Raw genomic sequence first — 23,266 nt, 5'->3', positions numbered from 1 at the left:
ATTGGCTGGCATGAGTCCAGTTCAATACCGAATTCATACCAGCCAATTGGCTGCTGAATATTTAGTTCAACTTTTTGGGGTCACTACACACTCTTGTCCCTTTTTTTATCTGAATCGCATATTAGCATAACCACCTTGCACAGAGACTACTCGGTACCCCAAAGGTTCTAGCATCATACAGGCTCGATAACTTTCACTCCCACTATCGCAAATTAAAAAGTAGGTTGAATTCAGCGTTAAAAATTTTTCGGGGTACATGACAATCGATTGATATGGAATATTAACTGCACCAGGAATATGAAACTCCGAAAATTCATAGGGAGATCTTATATCAATGACAATTGGTTTTTGCTTACTACTACCCATAAGTTGAGAAAGCTGACTAGGACTAATTATTTTAGGCATCTTTTTATCCTCCTTTATAAGTTTCTAGTAAATCTTTTTTAATACCCTCATCCGTTAAACTGCTATTTTATAGGAATTTAAAAAATGATATACTTACTGTATATATTATGAGGGGAAGGGTGAGGGTGTCATATGCTTTTACAATTAAAACAATTATACGGGGAACAATGTATCGTTGACGAAATTCCAGACTATCCAAATGACTATTATTGGTATAAAGATGATCAAAATCACCTCATCGGTATCAAAAAAGGGATCTCAAAACAAGAGAAAAAATTACTAGGGGTTATGCTTGAAGAGGTTGTAGGCGTTGATTTTAATCAACAAATCAAATTATTGTGGCTAGAATTACTGTTACACAATAAAAAAAGTTTATTAGACATGATTCAAAAAGACGGAAATGAAATTAGATTTATCTTCTTTGCCCACCATTTTGATGGTGATACTAAACTAGAGTTTGATGAACTTATCAAAGAATTAAATGAAAAATGTATTGTCCTCTTTTTAAGCCGTGAGTTTGGTGTCATTATCGATTTTCAAACAAAAGAAGAACATAATCTAGAAGAACTCGCACAAGCGATTCAACAAGACTTCTATCACAACATTAATTTTTATCAATCAGACTGTTATTTAGTTGATTCAAACATTTCGCAGGCCTTTTTGAATGAATATGAACTTTATAAAAAATATCGAAATACGACTAAGTTGACGGTTAGTTCACACGATTTACTACTACAATATATGATTCAAAATTTAAATCTATACGAAGGCTATTCCCATTTTGTCGAGAAGTTTAACAAAATCCCCTATGACTTATTAGAAGTTGCTAAAGTTTATATGGAAAACAACTTTAATATATCCGTTGGTGCCAAGATGATCTATATGCATCGCAATACGTTCATGAACAAACTTGAACGATTTATCCAATTAAGTGGACTCAATATTAAAGAATTCCATGATGCTTTGATTGCCTATGTCATCATTAATCAAATGGAAAAAAACACTTAAACTGTCATCTTGTATGACGGTTTTTTTCATCAAATTTGGAGTAGATGAGAAGCTTTTAGTTGTCTAGAATCCCGTTGATGTCATAGATCATAGAATCGAGATTTAATAGTGTGTTCGACGACATCAAGGAATAGCTTAGCTTTTAATTTGCGATGTAAAATTAAAGGTTTAGAGCCCCTTATACACTTTGCACAATTTATGTATGCGTTTTATGTGCAGTTTGTTTATTGATAAAAAATCGTTTTCATTCTATAATTTAACTATCACATGAGGGAGGAATTAAAAATGGCTGAAATTAAATTAAAAAATATTTACAAAATCTATGAGAACAATCCAAATCCATCGGTAACTGACTTCAATTTAGATATCGCGGACCGCGAATTTATCGTATTCGTTGGACCATCTGGATGTGGGAAATCTACTACTTTACGTATGATCGCAGGGTTAGAAGAAATTTCTAAAGGGGAATTCTATATTGATGGTGTGTTAATGAATGACGTAGCACCAAAAGATCGTGATATCGCGATGGTATTCCAATCTTACGCGTTATATCCACATATGAATGTATATGATAACATGGCATTCGGATTAAAATTACGTAAAATTCCTAAAGATGAAATCGACCGTCGAGTTAAAGATGCTGCTCGAATCTTAGGTCTTGAACAATATTTAGATCGTAAACCAAAGGCGTTATCAGGGGGACAACGTCAACGTGTTGCTTTAGGGCGTGCAATCGTTCGTGATGCAAAAGTATTCTTAATGGATGAGCCATTATCAAACTTAGATGCTAAATTACGTGTTGCCATGCGTTCAGAAATCATTAAATTACATGAGCGTTTAGCAACAACTACTATCTACGTAACACATGACCAAACAGAAGCGATGACAATGGCGTCTCGTATCGTTGTTATGAAAGACGGAGTTATCCAACAAATCGGTTCTCCAAAAGAAATCTACGATAACCCAGCAACTGTATTCGTTGGAGGATTCATCGGTTCACCTGCTATGAACTTCATCCACGGTAAAGTAGCTAACGGATATTTCGTAGCTGACAACCAAAAATTCCGTATTCCTGAAGGAAAATACAATATGTTAAAACAAAAAGGATACGATAATAAAGAAATCATCTTCGGTATTCGTCCAGAAGATATTCATGATGAGCCAATCGTAACTGATACTTACGAAGAAGCAAAATATATTGCTGAAATCGAAGTTGCTGAGTTACTTGGACATGAATCAATCCTTTACACTAATTTAGCGGGACAACAATTAGTTGCTAAAGTAGATGCTCGTTCAGATATCCGTATGGGAGATAAATTAGAAGTTGCTTTAGATATGAACAAATGTCACTTCTTCGATGTTGACACTGAAAAAGCTATTCGTTAATCGAAGTTTAAAAAATAATATATACACACACTTTAAAGCTGTATCTTGAATAAGATACAGCTTTTTTTGTCTCTTCATCCTAAATCTAATCGGACTTTTAAAGGATTGAAAATATCTTCTGATAGAATGAAGTTTTGATTAGAAAATGGTGGGAGAATTTGATTGATTTATCTTGTACATTATTATTAACTTAAAATAATCAATGATCAAGAGAGTAGAAGTAGAGCATATCTAACAGCGAGTAGGGGGATGAGAGCCTAAAAGTGATTCTATTTTGAAGCGCACTTGTGAGAGTTTATCTGAACTAAGAGTAGGATAAGACGCCTACCTGCGTTAAGGGTTAGAGGGAAACATATTTTGTTATATGTTTAACTGGAGTGGTACCGCGGTCTTAATCGTCTCTAGAATTAATAGTCTAGAGACGATTTTTTTTATTCTTCAAGGGCCCTGAAGATAAAAAAACAAAAAGATGAACTTAAGGGAGAGATGAACAATGAAAAAAATGATTAAAGGTTTAGTCTTTATAGGAATATGCTTATCAGTACTGGGTGGATGTGCACAAAGTTCAAATGAAACGAGTCGATTCGATAAAATAAAAGAAACTAAAAAAATAACCATGGCGACAAGCCCAGATTATGCACCTTATGAATTTATTGATCCAACAAAGTCAGGATCGGAACAATATGTAGGAGCAGACATTGAACTTGGAAAATATATCGCACAAAAATTAGGTGTTGAATTAGAATTGAAGATTATGGATTTTAGTGCTGTTTTAGCTGCCATTAGTGAGGGAAAAGCTGATATGGCGATTTCAGGACTAGGATATAAGCCTGAACGTGCAGAAGCAATGGAGTTTAGTGAGGCCTATAATACATCTGAAGATGGAGACGGTGATGGATTTTTAATTCGTGCAGAAGATGTCGAAAAATATAAAACATTAGAAGATTTTAATGGAGTTAGTATTGCAGCTCAAAGTGCTTCATTACAAGAAGGATATGTTAAAGACCAATTACCAAATGCCCAAATTAATACCATTGCCTCTCTTTCAGATGGTGTCTTACGTGTTCAAAGTGGAAAGTCAGACGCGTTAGCTATCTCATATTCAACAGGAGAGCAGTATGTGAACGCCAATAAAGATTTAGTCATGAGTTCTGTCTTGTTTGAAGGAAATGATTCAGAAGGAACCATGATTGGAATTGTTAAAGGGGAAACAGAATTAGTCGAAGCCATCAATGAAATCATCCAAGAGGTAAAAGAACAAGGATTATATCAACAATGGGAAGAGGCGTATATAGCCTATGCTAAAAGCTTAGGAATTGAATAAGACGCATTAAGGAGGAGTGTGAGAACATGGTTCAAGATATGATTAAAATTTTAGATCAGTACTGGTATGTCTTTTTAGAAGGGCTAGGGGGAACGTTAAGTCTAGCTGCTATCACGGTTTTCTTTGGAATGATTTTCGGGGCAGTTCTTGCCATCATTAAGTTATCAAAATCAAAAATTGTTCAATTCATTTCAACCGCTTATATCGAAATTATTAGGGGAACACCTTTACTGTTACAACTTTATTTCTTTTGGTTATTTTTGCCGAAATACTTACCATTTGAAATCTCAGATTGGACTTGTATTGTCATTGCCTTAGTTATTAACAGCAGTGCCTATGTTGCCGAAATTATCCGTGCCGGAATTCAAGCGGTTGACAAAGGACAGATGGAGGCTGCTAAAAGTCTTGGAATGAGTGATGTCCATATGATGACTCGCATCATCTTCCCACAAGCCGTTAAAAATATTTTACCAGCGCTTGGGAATGAATTTATCATGATGGTCAAAGAAACATCACTCGCATCAGTCTTCTTTATCAACGATTTAATGACCTCGTATCAAATGATAAAATCGGCCACATTCAAACCGATTGCACCACTTATGATTACCGCGGTCATCTATTTTATTGTCACATTTAGCTTATCAAAAGTAGTTAAAGCGATGGAAGGGAGATTGAGTGTCAGTGATTAAAGTTGAAAAATTAAGTAAATCATTTGGAGATTTAAAAGTATTAGATGAAATTACCGAAGAAATTCATCAAGGGGAAGTGGTATCCATCATAGGTCCGAGCGGCAGTGGAAAAAGTACATTTTTACGTTGCTTAAATCTACTTGAAAAGCCGAGTAGTGGGCGCGTTATCTTTGAAGGAACCGATATAACAGATAAAAAAGTAAACATCGATTTACACCGTCAAAAAATTGGGATGGTCTTTCAACATTTTAACGTCTTTCCTCATTTAACTGTCCTTGAAAATATTACGATTACGCCAAGGCTTGAAAAGAAAGTTCCAAAAGCAGAAATTGAAGCCAAAGCATTAGGATTATTAAAAAAAGTTGGGCTTGAAGAAAAAGCAAATGAATACCCACGAAAATTATCAGGGGGACAAAAACAACGTCTAGCAATTGTTCGTGCCCTTGCGATGGACCCAGATGTCATTTTATTTGATGAACCAACGAGTGCACTCGATCCTGAGATGGTAAAAGAAGTCCTTGAGGTGATTAAAGATTTAGCCGTGAATGGAATGACGATTGTCATTGTGACGCATGAGATGGGATTTGCTAAACAAATTAGTGATCGTGTGCTATTTATGGATGGGGGCAATATTTGCGAACAAGGAACGCCACAGCAAATTTTTGATAACCCACAACATCCACGTACGCAAGCCTTTTTAAGTAAAGTGCTATAGGGGGGATTTAATGTTAACGACGTTTAAATATGATCATTATTATTTATATGATGAATTAAAAGATTGTCTTAAGATATTACAAGATAAATATCCTCATTTAATGAGTGTCGAATCCATTTGTGAAACAGATGAACAAAAACAAGTCTTTGCCGTGACGCTCACGAATCAAAACACAGGGGCGCCACATACGAAGCCTGCCTTTTATATGGATGGTAATCATCATGCAGGTGAAGTAACAGGTTCCATGGCCGCGATGCATACGATTGATTATCTAGTGACAAATGAAAGCCCATTACTAAATGATTATACGGTATATGTTATTCCACGTATGTCACCAGATGGAGCGGAAGCCTATTTAACCAGTGCAGAGAAACTTCGCTCAGTGAATCGAAATTATCCGTATGAGGAAAAAGAAGCGGGATTGCATCCTAGTGATCTAGATGGTGATGGTGTCATTCGTTTAATGCGTGTTAAATCACCGTATGGTGCTTGGAAAATTTCAAGTGATGATTCACGAATCATGATTAAGCGCCAGCCGGATGAGGTGAATGGAGATTTTTATAACGTTTATCCTGAAGGGGAAATTGTTGGATTTGATGGGATCAATATTAAACTAGCTAAAAATAAATGGGGGCTTGATTTTAATCGAAATTATCCATTTGGATGGTTCCCAGATGCCCGTCAACCGGGTTCAGGGAAATATCCACTTTCAAATCCTGAAAATAAAGCGGTGGCTGACTTTATTATTAACCATTCGAATAGCTTAGCTTCAACGCTTCATACGAGTGGAGGAATGATTATCTATCCACGTGGGATACATCCTGAAAAAAAAGCTCATCCCTTTGATATGAAGTTATATAAAACGATTGGAAAAATTGGAACAGATGAAACAACGTATCCATGCTACAACATTTTTGATGCTTTCTTGACAGATACTGTTAATTATTCATCAGGTGCCTTTGATGATTGGTGCTACTTTACCCAAGGAATTTTAACTTATACCGTTGAACTATGGGATATGAAAAAGCACGCCGGAATTTCCCATACTTGGCCACGCATTGCCCATCAAGAGGTTGAAAAAGAGCTGGAAGATTATAAAAAGCAACTGGCGTGGATTGATACGAATGTTTCAAAAGAAGCAGGATTTAAGGAATGGACAAAGATTAATCATCCGCAACTCGGTGAAGTTGAAATAGGTGGATGTGATTTCAAATATACGATGCAAAACTGTCCGCCACATCTACTTCAGACCGAGATAGAAAACAACACCAAATTTATGTTGCGTCAAATTGCGACGCTTCCAAAATTAGTTTTTGCATCTGTAGAGGTGATTCAAGTAGCTCCCAATCTTTATCAAATGGAAGTCGTTGTTTCAAATCAAGGCTATCTTCCAACCTATGTTTGTGAACAAGCTAAAACGGTGAAAGTTGATCAACCAGTCACTGTTTCATGTGTTGGAGAAGTTAAATTGATAAACAGTGAAGAAACTCAGACCATCGGCCATCTAGAAGGATTTTCAGGAATTAAAACAGAGTATAGCTATGATGGAATTCAGACCGAGAATCATGCCCCTATTTTGAAAAAAGTAACGTGGTTGATTCAAGCTAAGACAGGGACCACCGTTACCTTAATAGCTACTCAACCTAAAGCAGGACGAATTGAAAAAAGCATGTCCTTATAGAATAAAAAATACCGTGAAGCAGCGCCTCACGGTATTTTTTATTTTGTTGACTCACGTTCGATGAGTTCAACAGGTAATGTAATATGTAATTGTTCAATCGGTTCCTTTTTAATTAACTTAAATAAGGTTTCAGCAGCGATTTCTCCCATTGATTGAATCGGTTGGGCAATAGTTGTAATCGTTGGATCGGTAAATTCACAGATGCTGATGTTATCATATCCAACAATTTGAACATCTTCTGGGACTGAACGTCCTAATTTTTTTAAACAACGCATCGCACGCGCTGCAATGATGTCACTTCCAGCAAAGATTCCATCAATTTGAGGATGCGTAATTAAAAATTTATAAATTTCTGAGGTATTATCTGTTGAAAAATCAAGCTCTACCGTATGGACACGAATATAGGGATCACGGTTCATCGTCTCTAAAAAGCCATTACAACGTTCATTCGCAGGTGCAACTGTTGATGGACCTCGGAATTGAACGATATTTTTACATCCGAGTGACATGAGTCGATTGGCCGCTAAAATTCCTCCCATATAATTATCGGCTGTAACAGATGGGATATCTTTACTGATAATACGATCCAGTGCGACAATTGGAATATCTAAATTAGTATAAGAAGCGATATCCGGTGAATTTGAGCATAAAATTAGACCATCAATTTTATTGGTTGAGAATATTTGTAAATATTCTTTTTCACGATCAATACTCTCCTTTGAAGTACATAGCATTGTTTTATAGCCATGATGTAAAATAACCTCTTCCATCCCTGAAATCATGTCGTTGAAAAATTCATTCTTTAAATCAGGAATAATAACTCCAATAATTTTTGATGATTTTCGATAAAGTGAACGGGCAATTTCATTTGGAACGTAATTTAATTCTTCGATTGCCTTCATTACAAGCTCTTTTGTATGTTCATTAACGTAACCTTTACTATTAATAACACGAGAAACGGTCGCGACTGATACATTCGCAAGCCTTGCTACGTCTTTAATATTTGCCAAATTTGCCACCCCTAAAACTATTTATGTAATCGTTAACCTATCCCTTAATTATAAAGACGTGAGCTGTTAATGTCAATCATCGTCTCGATGTAAAACGCTAAAATTAGGAAATAAACGACTTATTTACCCATTTTTGGGACTTCCAACGAATGGTGAAGACCAGTCCTCGGAAACACTCATCCACTGCAAAGGCAATCCAAATACCAGCTAATCCAAGACCAAACCAAATCCCAAGAACATAAGCGACTGGAATACAAATGACCCACATCCCAACAATCCCTAAAATAAATGGATAATTAATATCTCCCGCTGCTTTTAAAGCATTCGTTAAGACAAGATTTGTTGCACGACCAATTTCTAAGAATACATTAATTAATAAAAGCGTGTGTCCAAGACTTAGAATATTTGCATCACTTGTAAAAATTCCAAATAAAAAATCACTGCCTAAGTAACAAATAATTGAAAGTCCAAGTGAGACGGATACGGCTAATCTCTGCGTTTTAAATGTCTGATGCGAAACCTCATCTGTTTTTTTCTCACCAATCAAATAGCCTACTAACACTTGATTTCCTTGAGCAATTGCTAAACTGAATAAATAAACAAACATCGAAATATTCCCCGTATAAACACGCGTTGTAATCGCTAGTGTTCCAAGCATGGAAACAAAGGAAATAATAATGACTTGTGATGTTGAATAAGCAAGTTGTTCAAGAGCTGATGGGACTCCGATTTTTAAAATATTTTTAACATCTTGAAGTGGCCAAGATTTGAAGAAGTGTGTTGAAAATTTGAACTCAATTTTACGATAAATAATCACAGCAATCAAGACAACCGTTACGAATCGACTAAATACCGTTGAAATAGCGACTCCAACCGGTCCTAGTTCTTTGACCCCAAACAATCCATAGATAAATAGGGCATTCCCACAAATATTAATCAGATTGGCAATTAACGTAATAATCATGGAATGTTTCGTATACCCAAAGCTTCGTAAGATGCCACTTAAGACCGGTTGAATGGCCATTAAAAATAAAAAGCTTCCAATAATTTTCGTATAATTAAGCGTTATATCCATAATTTCAAGTGGCGTATTCATGAATGTTAAAATATATTTTGAACACGTAATCATCACAACACTTAAAATAATACCAATCAAAAAGTTGGCCCCAATCGAAACGATTGAGACCTCGCATGCCTTCGTTTGATTTTTGGCTCCTAAATTTTGTGATACTAAGATAATCGTTCCCGCTGCCACAAAGTTGAACATCACCCCAATCAAGTTAATGACTTGATTCGACATTCCAACAGCGGCTACTGCATTATCCGAATAGGCGCTTAACATGAAGGTATCGACCATTCCCATAAGCATGAACAGTGTCAACTCAATGAAAATAGGCCACGATAATTGAAATAATGATTTTTTTTCAAATGACATAACTTTCCCCCCTAAAGCCAGTTACTATTTAACTGGCACTAATAATAGGGCAGAAAGAGGTGCTATTTTTACCCTATTTTTAATGATCATTTCCTCATCAGTCATAAGGTTACGATACATTTGATTCATCGTAGTTGGAACACTAACTGATTTTGCCTCATCTTGATTATTTAAAATCACATAGATTTCTTCGTCTTTGAAAACTTTTTTGAAGATGATCACATTCTCTTTATCATTTGTTTCAATCCACTGTAATTCATGAGAACGCATCGCCGGATAGTTTTTACGAATGCGAATTAATTGTTTTAAATAATCATACATTTCACGATCTTGTTTTTCTTCATCCCAAATCATACAACGACGGCATAGTGGATCCGCTCCACCATCTAAACCAATTTCGCCACCATAATAAATACAAGGTGAACCGGTTTGTGTCATTTGGAAGGTATAAGCTAATAACGCTTTTGCTTTATTACCTTCGCAAGTCGTTAATAAACGCGTTGTATCGTGACTATCTAGTAAATTAAAAGCCACTTCATTTACATTGTGAGCGTAGTCTGTATAAATCTTATTAATCGCTACTTTAAACTCAGATGGCTTCATTCGATCTTTTGCAATAAACTCGAGCATCGCGTCTGTTAATGGATAATTCATAACGGCATCAAATTGATCACCATTTAACCAAGGTTGAGAATCATGCCAAATCTCACCTAAGATATAGACATCATCCTTGATTTCACGAACCGCTTTTCTAAATTCACGCCAGAATGCATGATCGACTTCATTAGACACATCTAAACGCCATCCATCAATGTCAAATTCACGAACCCAATAACGCCCAACTTCTAAGAAATAATCTAACACTTCTGGATTTTCTGTATTTAACTTTGGCATATTCTCACAAAATGCGAAAGCATCATAATTTAATCCATTAGGTTGTAAAATTTCATCAAAATCTTCTTCAATTAATGGGAACTTACGAATATGGAACCAGTCTTTGTATTCTGATTTTTCACCATTTTTCACAACATCTTGCCATTGTGGGAAATTCCAACCGCAGTGATTGAAGACAGCATCTAACATAATACGAATCCCACGGGCATGTGCTAACTCAACAAATTGTTTGAATAATTCTTTTGTTCCAAATTGAGGATCAATTTCAAAGTAATCTTCCGTATCATATTTGTGAGTTGATGGTGATTTAAAAATCGGGCAGAAGTAGATTCCTGTAATTCCTAAATCCTCAATATGATCTAAGTGATCGATAATTCCTTGAATATCGCCTCCAAAGAACGTATCGTATTTTGGATCAACAGATCCCCATTCGACTACATTTTTAGGATCAATTGAAGCATCTCCATTTGCAAAACGTTCAGGGAAGATTTGATACCATACGGTTTCTTTTACCCAAGCAGGAGCATTGAAAACATCAATACCATTTAAGAATGGGAAGCAGAAGAAGTTTCCTAAGTTTTCAAAGTGTGTTTTTTCCTCAGTCATATCTGAATCTTTTGCTTTATTAGTTAAATTAACAATTTTCTTTTCCCCAAATAAAATTTGTTCTTTATCTGACTCTAAAACGAAAGCATAACGCATACGTCTAAACTCTGGGCTGACAGCCGCAATCCAATAATCAAATAATTCAGTTGATGCTTCTTTTTTCATTTCAACGGTTTTTGACATCCAACCACTAGCACCTTCAGCGTTTAAGTTTCCGCCACCACCACCGGCAACCCAGTGATAAGGATCTCCGAAAATAACCTCTGCGCGTTCTACTTCATCTTTAGCCGTACGAATACGAAGGTGAATGGTCTTTTTATCGTATGCGTAAGCATAGTTTTGTTTTGGTCGATGATAAATTGCATGATAGTTCATTAAAATTTCACTCCTTTTTATTATAAAACTGTTCAATGTTATCCCCTCAATTGAATATATATTTAATAATCATTGAATTCAGTTATTAAATCGCATCCATTTTATTGGCTACGTTTTCATTATGCCACCTTAGCAATTGAATTTCAATGAGTTTTTGAAACGTTTCACCTGTGTAACCGGTTTTCTAAATTGGAAACAATAAAATTCAGGAAGTGACAATTAACGACACAATGAACTAAGGGAGGAAAAGAAGTAAAATATGAGGCGACGTCGAAGAAGAAAACGATATTATATTAATCTAAAAAAATGGAGAAGAATAGGCATCGCGGTTTTAGTTGGATGGGGAATTTATGTTAGTTTAACCTTTATGTATCAGAATCTATATCCCGTTGTCATGACTTATGCGAAGGCTCAAACGACAAATATCGCCACCTTAATTATTAAGGAAGGCATTGCGCAAAGCGAACTCGTCAACTTCAAAATAGATGAAGTCATTAAATTTAAAGAAAATGATGAGGGACTCGTCAGTAGCATCATCGTCAATACACCTGTTTTGAATCGCTTGCTCGTTTCAACTACCCAGCAAATAGAAGAGAAATTACTGCTCGTGGAGAGTGGTGACTTAACTGAACTTGGTTTGGATGCTATCTATGGGGGACCTTATGAAGATGGCGTCTTGATTAATATTCCATGGGCGGCGGCCTTTAATTTGTCGCTGTTTCATGATATTGGTCCAAGTTTTCCGGTGAGTGTTAAGCTAAATGGAAGTACTGTAACTGACATTGTAACAGAAGTTAAACCATACGGAATCAATAATGCCTTACTTGAAATTTTATTAAAAGTAGATGTCAAATTAGAGGTCTTATTACCGTTTAAATCGGATGAAGTCACTGTCTCAGTTTCAAGTCCACTGGTATTAAAAATGATTACGGGACAAACACCACAATACTATTACATTGGAAATAGTTCGGCATCACCAATGAATCCAATTTCGGGTAGTACAGATACTTCATCTAGCAACTCAAATACGCAAACACCAGTACCAAATCCATCACCTGAACAAAGTGTAGCAGAGGGAATGGAAAACCTTTTATTAGAATAACCTAACAAAAGCCGTATTTTTAAACTGAAAAAATACGGCTTCTGACATAAAAATTAACTTTAATCATGATTTATGATAAAATAACTATTAATAGACTAGGAGGTAGTGAGGTGAAAAAAGTGAGCCGATATCGTTATAAATTAGTGAAATCCCATCTAGTGGAATTTGAAGAAGAATTATTTTATCAAAAATTAACTGAAATTTTAGAAAAATACGATGTAATTGTGGGGGATTTTTCAGGAGGCCAATTACGTTTAAAAGGCTTCTATTATAACGAGCGCAAAAATGTTCCACTGGAATTAAAATGTATCACGATTCCAGAATATTTAACAGAATATTGCGTTTATGGATGCCCCTATTATGTATTAGAAAAAATCACCGTTCAACCTGAAACTGCAACTGAATAATAAATGAGATAGACAACGAGGAAGATAGCATGTATAAAGGATATTTAATCGACTTAGATGGAACAGCTTACCGAGGATGTGAGGTCATAAACGAAACGTTACAATTTGTAAAAAAACTTCATGAAAAGCAAATTCCGTATTTATTTTTAACAAATAACAGTTCTAAAACACCAGACATGGTGGCAGACGTCTTACAAAAACATGGTTATCCTGTCACAAAAGAGCAGATTTACACACCATCTATGGCAACGGCTCAATATATTTATGAGCAAAATCCAAATGCCAAGGTTTATATGATTGGTGAAATTGGTCTTGAAACAGCTTTGCTTGAAAAAGGACTGACGTTAACATCTGAGCAACCAGACTATGTTGTTATTGGACTTGATCGTGACATTAACTATGAAAAGTATGGATTAGCTTGTCTTGGAATTCGACAAGGGGCAACCTTCATTTCAACGAATGGCGATGTTGCCATTCCAACTGAGCGTGGATTGATGCCAGGTAATGGTGCCTTAACATCTGTTATTACCGTTTCTACGGGTGTTGATCCTATTTTTATTGGGAAGCCAGAGCGTATCATCATGGAAAAAGCCCTTGAGATGATTAAGGTTCCAAGGCAAGAAGTGGCCATGATTGGTGATAACTATTTTACAGACATTTTAGCTGGAATTAATGCTAATATTCCAACCATCTATATTGAAGGGGGCGTTTCACTTCGTGAAGAAGTCATGAGTTACGACGCTAAGCCAACCCATATTTTAAAAGACCTATCAGAATTTAATATTTAAAAAAAGGCCCAAGGGCCTTTTTTTTAGTCTTCATCAAAATAAGTTCCACAGCAGACCTTCGTTGTTTTTCCTGATGCCAAAAGATGATCGTTTAAATCCCACTTAACTTCTAAAATTCCACCAGGTAAGTACACCTTGATGATTTCATTAGGAAGCACTTGTCGTCTAACAACGGCACTCGCAACCGCAGCAGCCGTATTCGTTCCACACGCGCCTGTAAAACCAGCTCCACGCTCATAAGTTGTTAATTTTAATTCGTGATCATTTATGACAGTTAACATTCCAACATTGACATCGTAACGCTTTGATAAGCGCCCCATTTCCTCGTAAAAGGTATGATGATCTTCATCCGTGTATATAATAAAATGAGGATTTCCCATCGAAATCATATCCACCATCCAAATGCCGAATGATGTTTCAATTTCTTTACAATACTTTGTGACATCACTTTTAAGGCTCAGTGGTTCATAAGGTTCAGTTAACATATGTGCAAGTCCTAAGTCTACTGTGATGACATCTTTATCATGTGTTAACGTGGAAATATTAGCATCTGTTTCGACTAAGATTTGATCTTGATTAAAACGGTCAATTTCCATTAAATATCGACCTATGAGCCGTAATCCATTTCCGCATGTTTTAGCTCTAGATCCATCTTTATTATAAATCATCATTTTTACATCTGCTATATCAGAGGGGGTTAAAATGATGATACCGTCCGATAAAATTCCGGTACTTGCATCCGTTATTTTAAGTGCTAATTGTGACCAGTCCATATTACTTTTAGGTTGTTCTAGCAGGTTGATAATGAGGTAGTTATTACCTAGTGTAGATAGCTTAGTAAAAAAAAAGGTAGCCAAATTGATTCCTCCTTAAGTATATCTGTTTACTTTTTCACTTACCCGTTTTATAATTTAACTAATTCATAATGAGGTGATAGCAGTGAACGAAACAGAAAAACAAATCGTTGAGATTCTTGAAAAGTTAAGACCCTATTTACAACGTGATGGTGGCGATGTTGAATACATTAAATTTGAAGATGGAATCGTTTATGTTCGAATGCTAGGAGCATGTGTTGGATGTGCTTCAATGGATTCAACATTAAAAGATGGAATTGAGCAAATTTTATTAGAAGAAGTTCCTGGTGTTATCGGCGTTGAAAATGTAGATGAATTTTAATTCAATATAAAAAAGAGGTCCTCTATTATTCTTATTCAATAGGGGCCTCTTTTTTACATTAATTTGAATATTTTGCTTCACGTTGCACCCATTCTGGTACCCTTAGTTCGATGAGTGTACTTTGGTAAACCTCATAAGGAAGTTGATAGAGAAGTTTACTATATTGCATGGCTTGCTCATATAAGGCCGGAACATCAATTTCTTCATCGGCTCTTAGGTTATACAGGGCGTCATAAAACTGAGTCGGAAAATAAAGCCGTGCATAAAGAAGTTGCCATTCTTCTTTAGTCAATGGATTAACCTGATTTATAATTTGAACAAAGGTACGAACTTGATTCAAATCGAGATTCATTAAGTAAAGATGACGAATATATTCGCAATAGCATCTTGCCTTATTATCAAGTGTCACTAACTGTGGAGAAAAAAATTCATATTTATAGGTTGTCGGTGTGAGACGCATATGGCAAAGCGAAACCAAATATTCTGTTGTTGCGATTTCATTTATAAAAGTATAAGCTTGCTCATTTAAATGAATATAATACGTAGCTAAATCAAAAAATAAAGAGCGATTCTCAGGTGGTAGCTGATCAATTAAAACATTTAGTTGTTCTTCATGAAGTTGTGTTTTGGCTAACCACCTTTGCTTTAATTCGCTCGCTAATGGATAGGGTTTAGGATAAATGACAGGAATATTCAATGTTTTAATATCGACATATTCATGTAAGGGTGTCATAGATTCTAAGACATAGTAATGCTGATTTTCAAATAGAACAGTCGTTGTATTTTCTTTAGAGAGTAGCACACGTTGAGTTGAACTATATTGTAAAAGTTGTAGAAGATGGAAAAAAACTGTATTCTTCTCTTTTCCAACTGATATAATATATATATATCGGTCACCAAAGTTTGTATAATAGATATCATTCAACTGTTCTAAATGATCGATATGGAGTTGATAGTACCAATTAATTAGCTCCTTCATTCGAATCATCCTCTAATTTTAAGATAGGTATCTAATCTATATCTATGCTAGTGTGATATATAAATATGATAATTGAAGGGATGAAAATAAAATGGATCAAAAACAATTAACAGATTTAACTATTCAAAGAATTAAAGATAGAGGCGTTACATTAGAACAAATTGCAGAGCTTACACACTTTTTACAAGTCTCTTACTGTAAAGAATTAACATTAGAAGAATGTCTTGAAAATGTTAAGGCTGTTTTAGGAAAACGTGAAGTTCAAAACGCTGTTTTAACAGGAATTCGTCTAGATGAATTAGCAGAGATGAAATTATTAGAAGGACCGCTACAAGAAATGGTTGATACAGATTACTCCTTGTACGGAATTGATGAAATTTTAGCCTTCTCTATTTTAAATGTCTATGGTTCAATTGGTTTTACTAATTATGGATATATTGACAAATTAAAACCAGGTATTTTAGGAGAAATTGATGCTAAGGGAAAAGGTGAAGGATGTTGTCAAACATTTATGGATGATTTAATAGGAGCGATTGCAGCGGCAGCGGCTAGTCGTATCGCGCATCGTCGGGTAGGAAAAGCTGAAGTTGAATAATCAATTGGTTTAGAGGGGAGAGATTATTGTGTGGTTCAATTATGCACTCGAAGCAGCCATATTAGCTAATTTATTGGCACAAATCGTCAAAGTACCAATTCGTGTTCTTACGAAAAAAGAATGGAGTCCACGCTTATTAATCTCAACAGGTGGTATGCCAAGTTCACATTCAGCATTTGTGTCTGCCTTAGCAACGGCAGTTGGAGTGACAGACGGTATACATTCCACAACATTTGCTATCTCATTTTGTTTTGCAGCTGTGGTTATTTTTGATGCCATGGGAATTCGTCGCCATGCGGGTCAACATGCTGCTATGTTAAATCAGTTATTAGATGATTTAATGAAAAATGGTGATTTTTCAATTTTTCAAAATCCAAGTTACCAAAAAAGATTCAAAGAGTTACTGGGACATGAGCCTCTTGAAACATTTGCGGGAACATTATTTGGGATTTTTATTGCTTTTGTATACGCTATGATGATAGGTATTATTTAATAAAATAATTTGTATAAAAGTTGTTTGTGACACAACTTTTAGTTATAATTTAAGTACGATTTTAAAAGAGAGGTGAATCAGATGGCAGAACAAATTTTTGATTTAACAATTATCGGTGGAGGACCGGTTGGAATTTATGGAGCCTTTTATGCTGGGATGCATGGAATGAGCATTAAAATTATAGATGCACTTCCTGAGCTTGGGGGGCAATTAGCGGCATTATATCCTGAAAAATACATCTATGATTTACCAGGTCATCCTAAAATTAAAGCAGGAGAAATGGTAGAACAATTATTAACTCAGATGAATCAATACCAAGATAAAATTGATATTGTAACAAACACGACAGTAGAAACAGTTGAAAAATTAGAAGATGGAACATTTAAAATTTGTACGAATCAAGAGTGCCATTATTCACGCTCTGTGATTATCACAGCTGGAAACGGAGCCTTTACACCACGTCAATTAGATGTACCAAATGCAGATGATTTTAATAATATTCATTATTTTGTTTCAAGTATGGATCGTTTTAAAGGGAAAGATGTCATCATTTTTGGTGGTGGCGATTCGGCAGTAGATTGGGCCTTAATGCTTGAGGGTGTTGCAAAAACAGTAAAAATTGTACACCGTCGTGATGATTTTAGAGCCCATGCTGCTAGTGTTGATCGATTAAAATCATCTACGGTTGAGATTTTAACGCCATATGTTGCAAAAAGTTTACTAGGTGAAAATAATCAAGTAACTGCTGTTGAGTTAACAAACTTGACAACAAATGCAACAGAAAAAGTAAATGCAAATGAAGTCATTGTTTTATTTGGATTTATTTCGTCACTTGGACCAATTAAAGATTGGGATTTAGAACTTGATAAAAATGCTTTATGTGTTAATCATCGTCAGCAGACAAGTGTTTCAGGAATTTATGCAGCGGGAGATGCTTGTACGTTCGATGGAAAAATTAAAATGATTACCACTGGATTTGGCGAAATGGTAGTTGCTATTAATGCTGCTATCCAATATGCTTATCCAGAAAAAGTTCATCGTCATAAACATAGCTCAGCTCTTGTTAAATAAAAAAAACGTCCGATTGGACGTTTTTTTATTTAATTAGATGATAGGGGTGATAGACAAAAAATTAATAATCATTCAAATTATTATCAATATATAAGATTTTTTGAATGTTGTCATGGGTTAGTAGAGATTTTTAATTTTATTGAATATTTTTTTGTCCTTTTCATTTAAAAAATTTCACAAAGCGATTTTCTGGAAAAAAGTTTATGATATAATGTAAGGGTATGTATGAACTGAGGTGTAAATGATGAAAATCAAGGAAGGGAGTATCGTACGAGGAAAAGTTACAGGTATCCAGCCTTATGGAGCGTTCGTTCAATTGAGTGAAGATTGTAATGGTTTAATTCATATCTCGGAGTTGTCGGACGGATATGTTAAAGATATTCGTGATTTTGTTCATATTGGGGAATTTATTGATGTAAAAGTTCTTAAATTTAATTCTGAATCTTTACAAGCACGATTAAGTTTAAGAGGTGTTGCTAATAATAATTACCGGTATAATCGTATGAAGGCATCTGACTTTGAGACATCAAATGGATTTGCACCACTAGCACAACAATTACCCATTTGGATTCGAGATTCACTCGAGAAAATTGCAAGGGTTAACAAGGAGGATTAGCACAATGGGAAAATTCTTATCATTTAACTATGAAAATGCATCTTCATTCGTTGCATCACATGAATTAGAATATGCAAAAGAATTAGTACAAGTATTACACAATCGTATTCATGAACAAACAGGTGCAGGAAATGATTTTTTAGGATGGGTTGACTTACCTGAAAATTATGATAAAGATGAGTTTGCTCGTATTCAACAAGCAGCAGCTAAAATTCAATCTGATTCAGATGTTTTATTAGTTATCGGAATCGGTGGATCTTACCTTGGAGCGCGCGCTGCAATTGAAGCATTAAACAACCATTTCTATAATTTACAAAATAAAGAAGAACGTAAAGCTCCACAAATCATTTTTGTTGGACATCATATTTCTTCAACGTATGTTCAAGAGTTAGTGGATTACTTACAAGATAAAACTTTCTCAATTAATGTTATTTCTAAATCTGGTACAACAACTGAACCTGCTATCGCTTTCCGCGTATTTAAAAAATTATTAATTGAAAAAGTTGGACGTGAAGAAGCAAATAAGCGTATTTACGCAACAACTGATGCAGCTAAAGGTGCTTTAAAAACTTTAGCGACGAGCGAAGGATATGAGTCATTCATCGTTCCAGATAATGTTGGTGGACGTTTCTCAGTTTTAACAGCTGTAGGTTTATTACCAATTGCTGTAAGTGGTGTTAACATTGAAGAAATGATGCGTGGAGCAAATGATGCGCGTGTTGAATATGCTAATCCAAATTTAGCTGAAAATGAAGCATATCAATATGCTGTTATTCGTAATGCATTATACTCAAAAGGTAAAACAATTGAGATGTTAATTAACTATGAACCATCATTATTATACTTCAATGAATGGTGGAAACAATTATTCGGAGAATCTGAAGGTAAAGATCAAAAAGGTATTTTCCCTGCTGCAGCGTCATTCTCAACAGATTTACATTCAATGGGACAATATATTCAAGAAGGACGTCGCGATATCTTTGAAACAGTTATCAATGTTGCTAAGCCGAAATTTGAAGTAACACTTGAAGCTGAAGAAACAGATTTAGATGGATTAAACTATTTATCAGGAAAAACAATCGACTTCGTTAATAAAAAAGCATTCCAAGGAACATTATTAGCTCATGTTGATGGTGGAGTTCCAAATTTAATTGTTGATGTTCCTGAATTATCAGCATATAGTTTTGGATACTTAGTTTACTTCTTTGAAAAAGCTTGTGCAATGAGTGGATATATCTTAGGTGTTAATCCATTTGATCAACCAGGAGTAGAAGCGTACAAGAAAAATATGTTTGCTTTACTCGGAAAACCAGGTAACGAAGAATTAAAAGCTCAGTTAGAAGCTCGTTTAAAATAATCAAACTTTCAAACTTAGGGGTCATGTTATCCCTAAGTTTTTTTTGTCTTTATAAGCTCCTATAAGTAGAAAGTTTTATTGGATTACCTCATAAGTGATGCAAAGCCACTAATTCGCAAATGAAAGGCGTACGCAGAAATTTTTTATAGTCACTCTAGATATTGAAGTGATGAAATAACCAAAATTGGGATTTAGTAGCTAGGTTAGTAATGGTTTTGATATAATGTAAAACGTCTGTTTATAAATTATAAGAAAAAACCATATTATAAATAAAAGCGTAAAATGAGGATGAATAAGTTAGGTTTTCAAATGTTGAATTCTAATTCAAACATTGTTATAATTCCAACAATAGCGTATTTTGTCGATTTTTTTAGAGAAGGGAGAGATATACATGGTAGATCCAACAACATTAACAAAAGATGAGTTAATTTCGAATTTATGGTTAACTGATGAAATTATGAGCGAAATAGAGATTATCAAAGATGAAATCGAGAAAAAAAGGGTTTCACTTGAATCCACTATCCAATCAACAGAACAAGAATATTTGAAAACTGTTAAAGAAAACTATACGAAAAGTGAATTATATCAAGCACATCAAACCTATGATGATTTAATTGATCGTATGAAACATTTAAAAGGGATTGTAATTTTGATTGATTTAATTATTTGCATCTTGTTGGGATATTTATTTATTATGCAAGATGTAAAATTAATGTACGTCATGTTATTTTGGATTACTGTTCCTATACTGGTATACCTAATTTATGATCAAATTATCAAATATTATTTGAAAGCCAAAAAACCAAAACCATTATCGACTTTAGATGAGGTTATAGCGGAAGTTAAAACGAGTACGGAATATCTTCACATTTCTGATTCATTAATCGCAAAACATATCAAACAAGAAATGAAACAGTTAGAACTAAAAATCCAACAACTTGAAGTTTTATTAGATGAAAAAACAGTTCTTCCAGACATTTATAGAGTGCGTGCGAAAGACGTTGTTTGGTATCTAGAAAATCAGAGAGCGGATAATTTAAAAGAAGCGTTAGCTACTTTAGTAGATTCAGATCATCGTGAACAAGTGAAGCAAATGATAGAACAACAAAATCATGAGATTGAAAAATTAAATGAAGTGACTGAAAAGTTAATAAAAGATAATCAAAAGTTAAAGCAACAAGTAGAACAACAATATCAACAAATTATTGAACTATCAAATCGTAAAAAATAGAAGCTATAAAACAGTGATACAAACGACATTATTTATGTGAATAATACCGTTTGTATCATTTTTTTATTATTGATTATTGTATGTAAAATATCTGAACATTTAGAGAAAGTTTAAAATAGGAATTGAGAAGGTGACCTTTCCAAATAAGCAGATATCTATGAGTGAAATTTATTTTGAAACTTTGAGGTTTTAAGTAATTCGTACACCTATTTTTCATAGTTTATTTTTAAACATCATCATTTTGAAAACTGAAAAGAGAATTATCTTTAAAGGGACGTAATCTAAATTAGCTTATTTCTTTTTATATAAAGATTATAAAATAATATAACGTTTGTTATCCAGATTAGAACAGAACGTATTTTTATTTTAGGCATAAGATAATAATAGATTATGGTATCTTCTTAAGCATAGGAGGGATAGAAAGTATGAGGGATTATTTTCAGTCAATTAAGAAGCGAGATCCAGCGGCAAGAAACATTTTGCAAATTATTTTGACTTATCCGGGTGTTCATGCAGTTTTTTGGTATCGAATTGCTCATTTCATATATACGCATCACTTTAAATTAGTAGCGGAATGGATTATGTTTTGTGTAAGATGTACGATAAACATTGAGATTCATCCAGCTGCAATAATTGGAAAAAGATTGTTTATTGATCATGGAACGGGCGTGGTAATTGGAGCTACAAGTATAATTGGAAATGACGTGACAATGTATCATGGAGTAACATTAGGAGGAGTCGGACGAGGAGGGATTAATGGAAAAAGGCATCCAACGGTTGAAGATGGTGTAACAATTGGGGCAGGTGCTAAAATTTTAGGTGATATTACATTAGGAGAAGGATGTATTATAGGAGCGAATGCTGTTGTGTTAAAAGATGTACCACCTTATTCGACTTCAGTTGGAATTCCAAGTGTTATCAAAAAATAGGAATAAACAGCTAAATTTGATTTTTGTATTATATTTTAAAAAAAGTCCTCATAGAATTTTAAAAAAATAGTAAAGGTGATGAGGATGAAGAAAAGTATTTTACTAATGCTCTTTATACTAGTTTTATTTCTAAGTTTTATTCCAGTCATAATGGGGAAGTATAATAGTGATATTGATGGAGGAAGTGAAGGGAAACTAACCATTATTTTGGATGCGGGACATGGTGGGAAAGATGGAGGAGCATTGTCTGCTAGCGGTATAGTTGAAAAAGAAATTGTACTATCTGTTACAAAAAAGGTCGAAGACTATTTGAAATTGCAAGGATTTAATGTTATTCTAACCAGAGATGGAGATTATGATTTGGCTGCTACCGATGCTAAGAAGCGTAAGCAACAAGATTTGAATAAAAGAGTTCAAATTATGAATGAAAATTCAAATGCCATTGCTATTTCAATTCATGCTAATGCTATTACAAATAGTAAGTGGACTGGGGCTCAAACCTTTTATGATCCGAAAAAGGTTGAAAATAAAAAATTGGCAACTGCCATTATGATGAGTATGAAGTCTAATTTAGAAGGAACAACGACTCGTGAACCAAAATCAATTTCGAGTTTATTTATTTTAAAAAACTCAAATATTCCTACTGCATTAGTAGAGATTGGGTTCCTTTCTAATCCTGAAGAGGCGGATTTGCTGAATACTGAAAGTTATCAAGATCAAATTGCCTATTCCATTTATGAAGGAATATTATATTATATTGATAATCCTAATATGATTGTTGAGTAGTGAATAGATTTATTAAAGATTTGGTTAAACCAAGTCTTTTTTTATTTGTAATAGAATAAATAAAAAAAAACAAAAATGTATTTGACATGTTTCGACAGATATGTTAATATTAAGAAGTCGTCAGGGATGACAACTTGAAATCGAAAGAATTCGAAAAAAACTTCAAAAAAGTGTTTGACAGAAAGAGTTAAACATGATAAGATAATCA

The 23,266-nt window shown here is 34.5% G+C and carries 24 protein-coding genes and 1 other annotated feature; of the genes, 18 read left to right on the top strand and 6 right to left on the bottom strand.

Features of this window, described 5'->3' with window-relative positions:
* Positions 1-105 precede the first annotated feature (105 nt).
* Entirely contained in the window at positions 106-405 is a 300-nt protein-coding gene (locus QWC74_RS03385; protein WP_040763862.1) for a rhodanese-like domain-containing protein, read from the bottom strand.
* A gap of 132 nt (positions 406-537) precedes the next feature.
* Here QWC74_RS03385 and QWC74_RS03380 point away from each other — a divergent pair, with 132 nt between their 5' ends.
* The 6 genes from QWC74_RS03380 (at position 538) to QWC74_RS03355 (ending at position 7,208) form a co-directional block, all read left to right on the top strand.
* Positions 538-1,413: a helix-turn-helix domain-containing protein gene (locus QWC74_RS03380; protein ID WP_006784130.1), complete on the top strand. Its 876-nt coding sequence runs from the start codon at positions 538-540 to the stop codon at positions 1,411-1,413.
* A gap of 285 nt (positions 1,414-1,698) precedes the next feature.
* Positions 1,699-2,799: an ABC transporter ATP-binding protein gene (locus QWC74_RS03375; RefSeq protein WP_006784131.1), complete on the top strand. Its 1,101-nt coding sequence runs from the start codon at positions 1,699-1,701 to the stop codon at positions 2,797-2,799.
* A 193-nt stretch (positions 2,800-2,992) separates the two neighbouring features.
* Positions 2,993-3,205, top strand: a binding site (T-box leader).
* An 87-nt stretch (positions 3,206-3,292) separates the two neighbouring features.
* The gene (locus tag QWC74_RS03370) at positions 3,293-4,123 is read left to right on the top strand and encodes a transporter substrate-binding domain-containing protein (RefSeq protein ID WP_006784132.1); all 831 of its coding nucleotides are present in this window, start codon (positions 3,293-3,295) and stop codon (positions 4,121-4,123) included.
* A gap of 26 nt (positions 4,124-4,149) precedes the next feature.
* Positions 4,150-4,812, top strand: coding sequence for an amino acid ABC transporter permease (locus QWC74_RS03365; protein ID WP_006784133.1), 663 nt, complete (start codon positions 4,150-4,152; stop codon positions 4,810-4,812).
* Entirely contained in the window at positions 4,805-5,527 is a 723-nt protein-coding gene (locus QWC74_RS03360; RefSeq protein WP_009606816.1) for an amino acid ABC transporter ATP-binding protein, read from the top strand. The genes QWC74_RS03365 and QWC74_RS03360 overlap by 8 nt, the downstream gene beginning before the upstream one ends.
* 10 nt (positions 5,528-5,537) lie before the next feature.
* The gene (locus QWC74_RS03355) at positions 5,538-7,208 is read left to right on the top strand and encodes a M14 family metallopeptidase (RefSeq protein ID WP_288993913.1); all 1,671 of its coding nucleotides are present in this window, start codon (positions 5,538-5,540) and stop codon (positions 7,206-7,208) included.
* 38 nt (positions 7,209-7,246) lie between these two features.
* Here the strand turns inward: QWC74_RS03355 and QWC74_RS03350 are convergent, their stop codons facing one another.
* From QWC74_RS03350 to QWC74_RS03340, 3 genes are all read right to left on the bottom strand, one after another.
* The gene (locus tag QWC74_RS03350; protein WP_288993912.1) at positions 7,247-8,227 is read right to left on the bottom strand and encodes a LacI family DNA-binding transcriptional regulator; all 981 of its coding nucleotides are present in this window, start codon (positions 8,225-8,227) and stop codon (positions 7,247-7,249) included.
* 94 nt (positions 8,228-8,321) lie between these two features.
* Complete coding sequence (locus QWC74_RS03345) at positions 8,322-9,653, bottom strand: MATE family efflux transporter (protein WP_006784137.1); 1,332 nt, start codon at positions 9,651-9,653, stop codon at positions 8,322-8,324.
* A 24-nt stretch (positions 9,654-9,677) separates the two neighbouring features.
* Complete coding sequence (locus QWC74_RS03340; protein WP_006784138.1) at positions 9,678-11,528, bottom strand: glycoside hydrolase family 13 protein; 1,851 nt, start codon at positions 11,526-11,528, stop codon at positions 9,678-9,680.
* Positions 11,529-11,787: 259 nt separating this feature from the next.
* Between QWC74_RS03340 and yunB the strand changes: the two genes are divergently transcribed.
* The 3 genes from yunB (at position 11,788) to QWC74_RS03325 (ending at position 13,825) form a co-directional block, all read left to right on the top strand.
* Positions 11,788-12,630 carry a sporulation protein YunB gene (gene yunB, locus QWC74_RS03335; RefSeq protein ID WP_006784139.1) on the top strand — a complete coding sequence of 281 codons (843 nt, stop codon included), beginning with the start codon at positions 11,788-11,790 and terminating at the stop codon, positions 12,628-12,630.
* A gap of 110 nt (positions 12,631-12,740) precedes the next feature.
* On the top strand, positions 12,741-13,037 hold the full coding sequence (locus QWC74_RS03330) for a YutD-like domain-containing protein (protein ID WP_006784140.1): 297 nt from the start codon (positions 12,741-12,743) through the stop codon (positions 13,035-13,037).
* A gap of 29 nt (positions 13,038-13,066) precedes the next feature.
* Positions 13,067-13,825 (top strand): TIGR01457 family HAD-type hydrolase, encoded by a 759-nt coding sequence (locus QWC74_RS03325; protein WP_006784141.1) that lies wholly within the window; start codon positions 13,067-13,069, stop codon positions 13,823-13,825.
* 23 nt (positions 13,826-13,848) lie between these two features.
* Here QWC74_RS03325 and dapF read toward each other — a convergent pair whose 3' ends face one another.
* Positions 13,849-14,682: a diaminopimelate epimerase gene (dapF, locus tag QWC74_RS03320; RefSeq protein WP_006784142.1), complete on the bottom strand. Its 834-nt coding sequence runs from the start codon at positions 14,680-14,682 to the stop codon at positions 13,849-13,851.
* An 82-nt stretch (positions 14,683-14,764) separates the two neighbouring features.
* On the opposite strand from dapF, the gene QWC74_RS03315 reads away from it, so the two are divergent.
* Positions 14,765-15,001: a NifU family protein gene (locus tag QWC74_RS03315; protein ID WP_006784143.1), complete on the top strand. Its 237-nt coding sequence runs from the start codon at positions 14,765-14,767 to the stop codon at positions 14,999-15,001.
* A 58-nt stretch (positions 15,002-15,059) separates the two neighbouring features.
* Here the strand turns inward: QWC74_RS03315 and QWC74_RS03310 are convergent, their stop codons facing one another.
* Positions 15,060-15,980 carry a hypothetical protein gene (locus QWC74_RS03310; RefSeq protein ID WP_006784144.1) on the bottom strand — a complete coding sequence of 307 codons (921 nt, stop codon included), beginning with the start codon at positions 15,978-15,980 and terminating at the stop codon, positions 15,060-15,062.
* A gap of 91 nt (positions 15,981-16,071) precedes the next feature.
* Between QWC74_RS03310 and QWC74_RS03305 the strand changes: the two genes are divergently transcribed.
* From QWC74_RS03305 to QWC74_RS03270, 8 genes are all read left to right on the top strand, one after another.
* The gene (locus QWC74_RS03305) at positions 16,072-16,575 is read left to right on the top strand and encodes a phosphatidylglycerophosphatase A (protein WP_006784145.1); all 504 of its coding nucleotides are present in this window, start codon (positions 16,072-16,074) and stop codon (positions 16,573-16,575) included.
* A gap of 28 nt (positions 16,576-16,603) precedes the next feature.
* On the top strand, positions 16,604-17,068 hold the full coding sequence (locus tag QWC74_RS03300) for a divergent PAP2 family protein (protein WP_006784146.1): 465 nt from the start codon (positions 16,604-16,606) through the stop codon (positions 17,066-17,068).
* 81 nt (positions 17,069-17,149) lie between these two features.
* Positions 17,150-18,139, top strand: a complete 990-nt coding sequence (locus QWC74_RS03295) for an NAD(P)/FAD-dependent oxidoreductase (protein WP_006784147.1) — start codon at positions 17,150-17,152, stop codon at positions 18,137-18,139.
* Positions 18,140-18,383: 244 nt separating this feature from the next.
* Positions 18,384-18,755, top strand: a complete 372-nt coding sequence (locus QWC74_RS03290; protein WP_006784148.1) for a CvfD/Ygs/GSP13 family RNA-binding post-transcriptional regulator — start codon at positions 18,384-18,386, stop codon at positions 18,753-18,755.
* Between the two features lie 4 nt (positions 18,756-18,759).
* Positions 18,760-20,112, top strand: a complete 1,353-nt coding sequence (locus QWC74_RS03285; protein WP_006784149.1) for a glucose-6-phosphate isomerase — start codon at positions 18,760-18,762, stop codon at positions 20,110-20,112.
* A 391-nt stretch (positions 20,113-20,503) separates the two neighbouring features.
* Entirely contained in the window at positions 20,504-21,343 is an 840-nt protein-coding gene (locus tag QWC74_RS03280; RefSeq protein WP_006784150.1) for a hypothetical protein, read from the top strand.
* Positions 21,344-21,768: 425 nt separating this feature from the next.
* The gene (gene cysE / locus QWC74_RS03275; protein ID WP_006784151.1) at positions 21,769-22,272 is read left to right on the top strand and encodes a serine O-acetyltransferase; all 504 of its coding nucleotides are present in this window, start codon (positions 21,769-21,771) and stop codon (positions 22,270-22,272) included.
* Between the two features lie 84 nt (positions 22,273-22,356).
* A complete protein-coding gene (locus QWC74_RS03270; RefSeq protein WP_006784152.1) occupies positions 22,357-23,058 on the top strand; it encodes an N-acetylmuramoyl-L-alanine amidase in 702 nt (233 codons plus the stop codon).
* Positions 23,059-23,266: the final 208 nt, after the last annotated feature.

The sequence above is a fragment of the uncultured Turicibacter sp. genome (assembly GCF_938044715.1).
GTDB classification, from domain to species: domain Bacteria; phylum Bacillota_I; class Bacilli_A; order MOL361; family Turicibacteraceae; genus Turicibacter; species Turicibacter sanguinis.
Note: the sequence above shows the minus strand (reverse complement) of the source record. Positions and strands in the feature narration are given on the sequence as shown.

Bases quoted from the DNA above. Each gene is read 5' to 3' on its own strand.
- QWC74_RS03385 (WP_040763862.1), bottom strand. From the start codon at position 405: ATGCCTAAAATAATTAGTCCTAGTCAGCTTTCTCAACTTATGGGTAGT.
- QWC74_RS03380 (WP_006784130.1), top strand. From the start codon at position 538: ATGCTTTTACAATTAAAACAATTATACGGGGAACAATGTATCGTTGAC.
- QWC74_RS03375 (WP_006784131.1), top strand. From the start codon at position 1,699: ATGGCTGAAATTAAATTAAAAAATATTTACAAAATCTATGAGAACAAT.
- QWC74_RS03370 (WP_006784132.1), top strand. From the start codon at position 3,293: ATGAAAAAAATGATTAAAGGTTTAGTCTTTATAGGAATATGCTTATCA.
- QWC74_RS03365 (WP_006784133.1), top strand. From the start codon at position 4,150: ATGGTTCAAGATATGATTAAAATTTTAGATCAGTACTGGTATGTCTTT.
- QWC74_RS03355 (WP_288993913.1), top strand. From the start codon at position 5,538: ATGTTAACGACGTTTAAATATGATCATTATTATTTATATGATGAATTA.
- QWC74_RS03345 (WP_006784137.1), bottom strand. From the start codon at position 9,653: ATGTCATTTGAAAAAAAATCATTATTTCAATTATCGTGGCCTATTTTC.
- QWC74_RS03340 (WP_006784138.1), bottom strand. From the start codon at position 11,528: ATGAACTATCATGCAATTTATCATCGACCAAAACAAAACTATGCTTAC.
- yunB (WP_006784139.1), top strand. From the start codon at position 11,788: ATGAGGCGACGTCGAAGAAGAAAACGATATTATATTAATCTAAAAAAA.
- QWC74_RS03325 (WP_006784141.1), top strand. From the start codon at position 13,067: ATGTATAAAGGATATTTAATCGACTTAGATGGAACAGCTTACCGAGGA.
- QWC74_RS03310 (WP_006784144.1), bottom strand. From the start codon at position 15,980: ATGAAGGAGCTAATTAATTGGTACTATCAACTCCATATCGATCATTTA.
- QWC74_RS03305 (WP_006784145.1), top strand. From the start codon at position 16,072: ATGGATCAAAAACAATTAACAGATTTAACTATTCAAAGAATTAAAGAT.
- QWC74_RS03295 (WP_006784147.1), top strand. From the start codon at position 17,150: ATGGCAGAACAAATTTTTGATTTAACAATTATCGGTGGAGGACCGGTT.
- QWC74_RS03290 (WP_006784148.1), top strand. From the start codon at position 18,384: ATGAAAATCAAGGAAGGGAGTATCGTACGAGGAAAAGTTACAGGTATC.
- QWC74_RS03285 (WP_006784149.1), top strand. From the start codon at position 18,760: ATGGGAAAATTCTTATCATTTAACTATGAAAATGCATCTTCATTCGTT.
- QWC74_RS03280 (WP_006784150.1), top strand. From the start codon at position 20,504: ATGGTAGATCCAACAACATTAACAAAAGATGAGTTAATTTCGAATTTA.
- cysE (WP_006784151.1), top strand. From the start codon at position 21,769: ATGAGGGATTATTTTCAGTCAATTAAGAAGCGAGATCCAGCGGCAAGA.
- QWC74_RS03270 (WP_006784152.1), top strand. From the start codon at position 22,357: ATGAAGAAAAGTATTTTACTAATGCTCTTTATACTAGTTTTATTTCTA.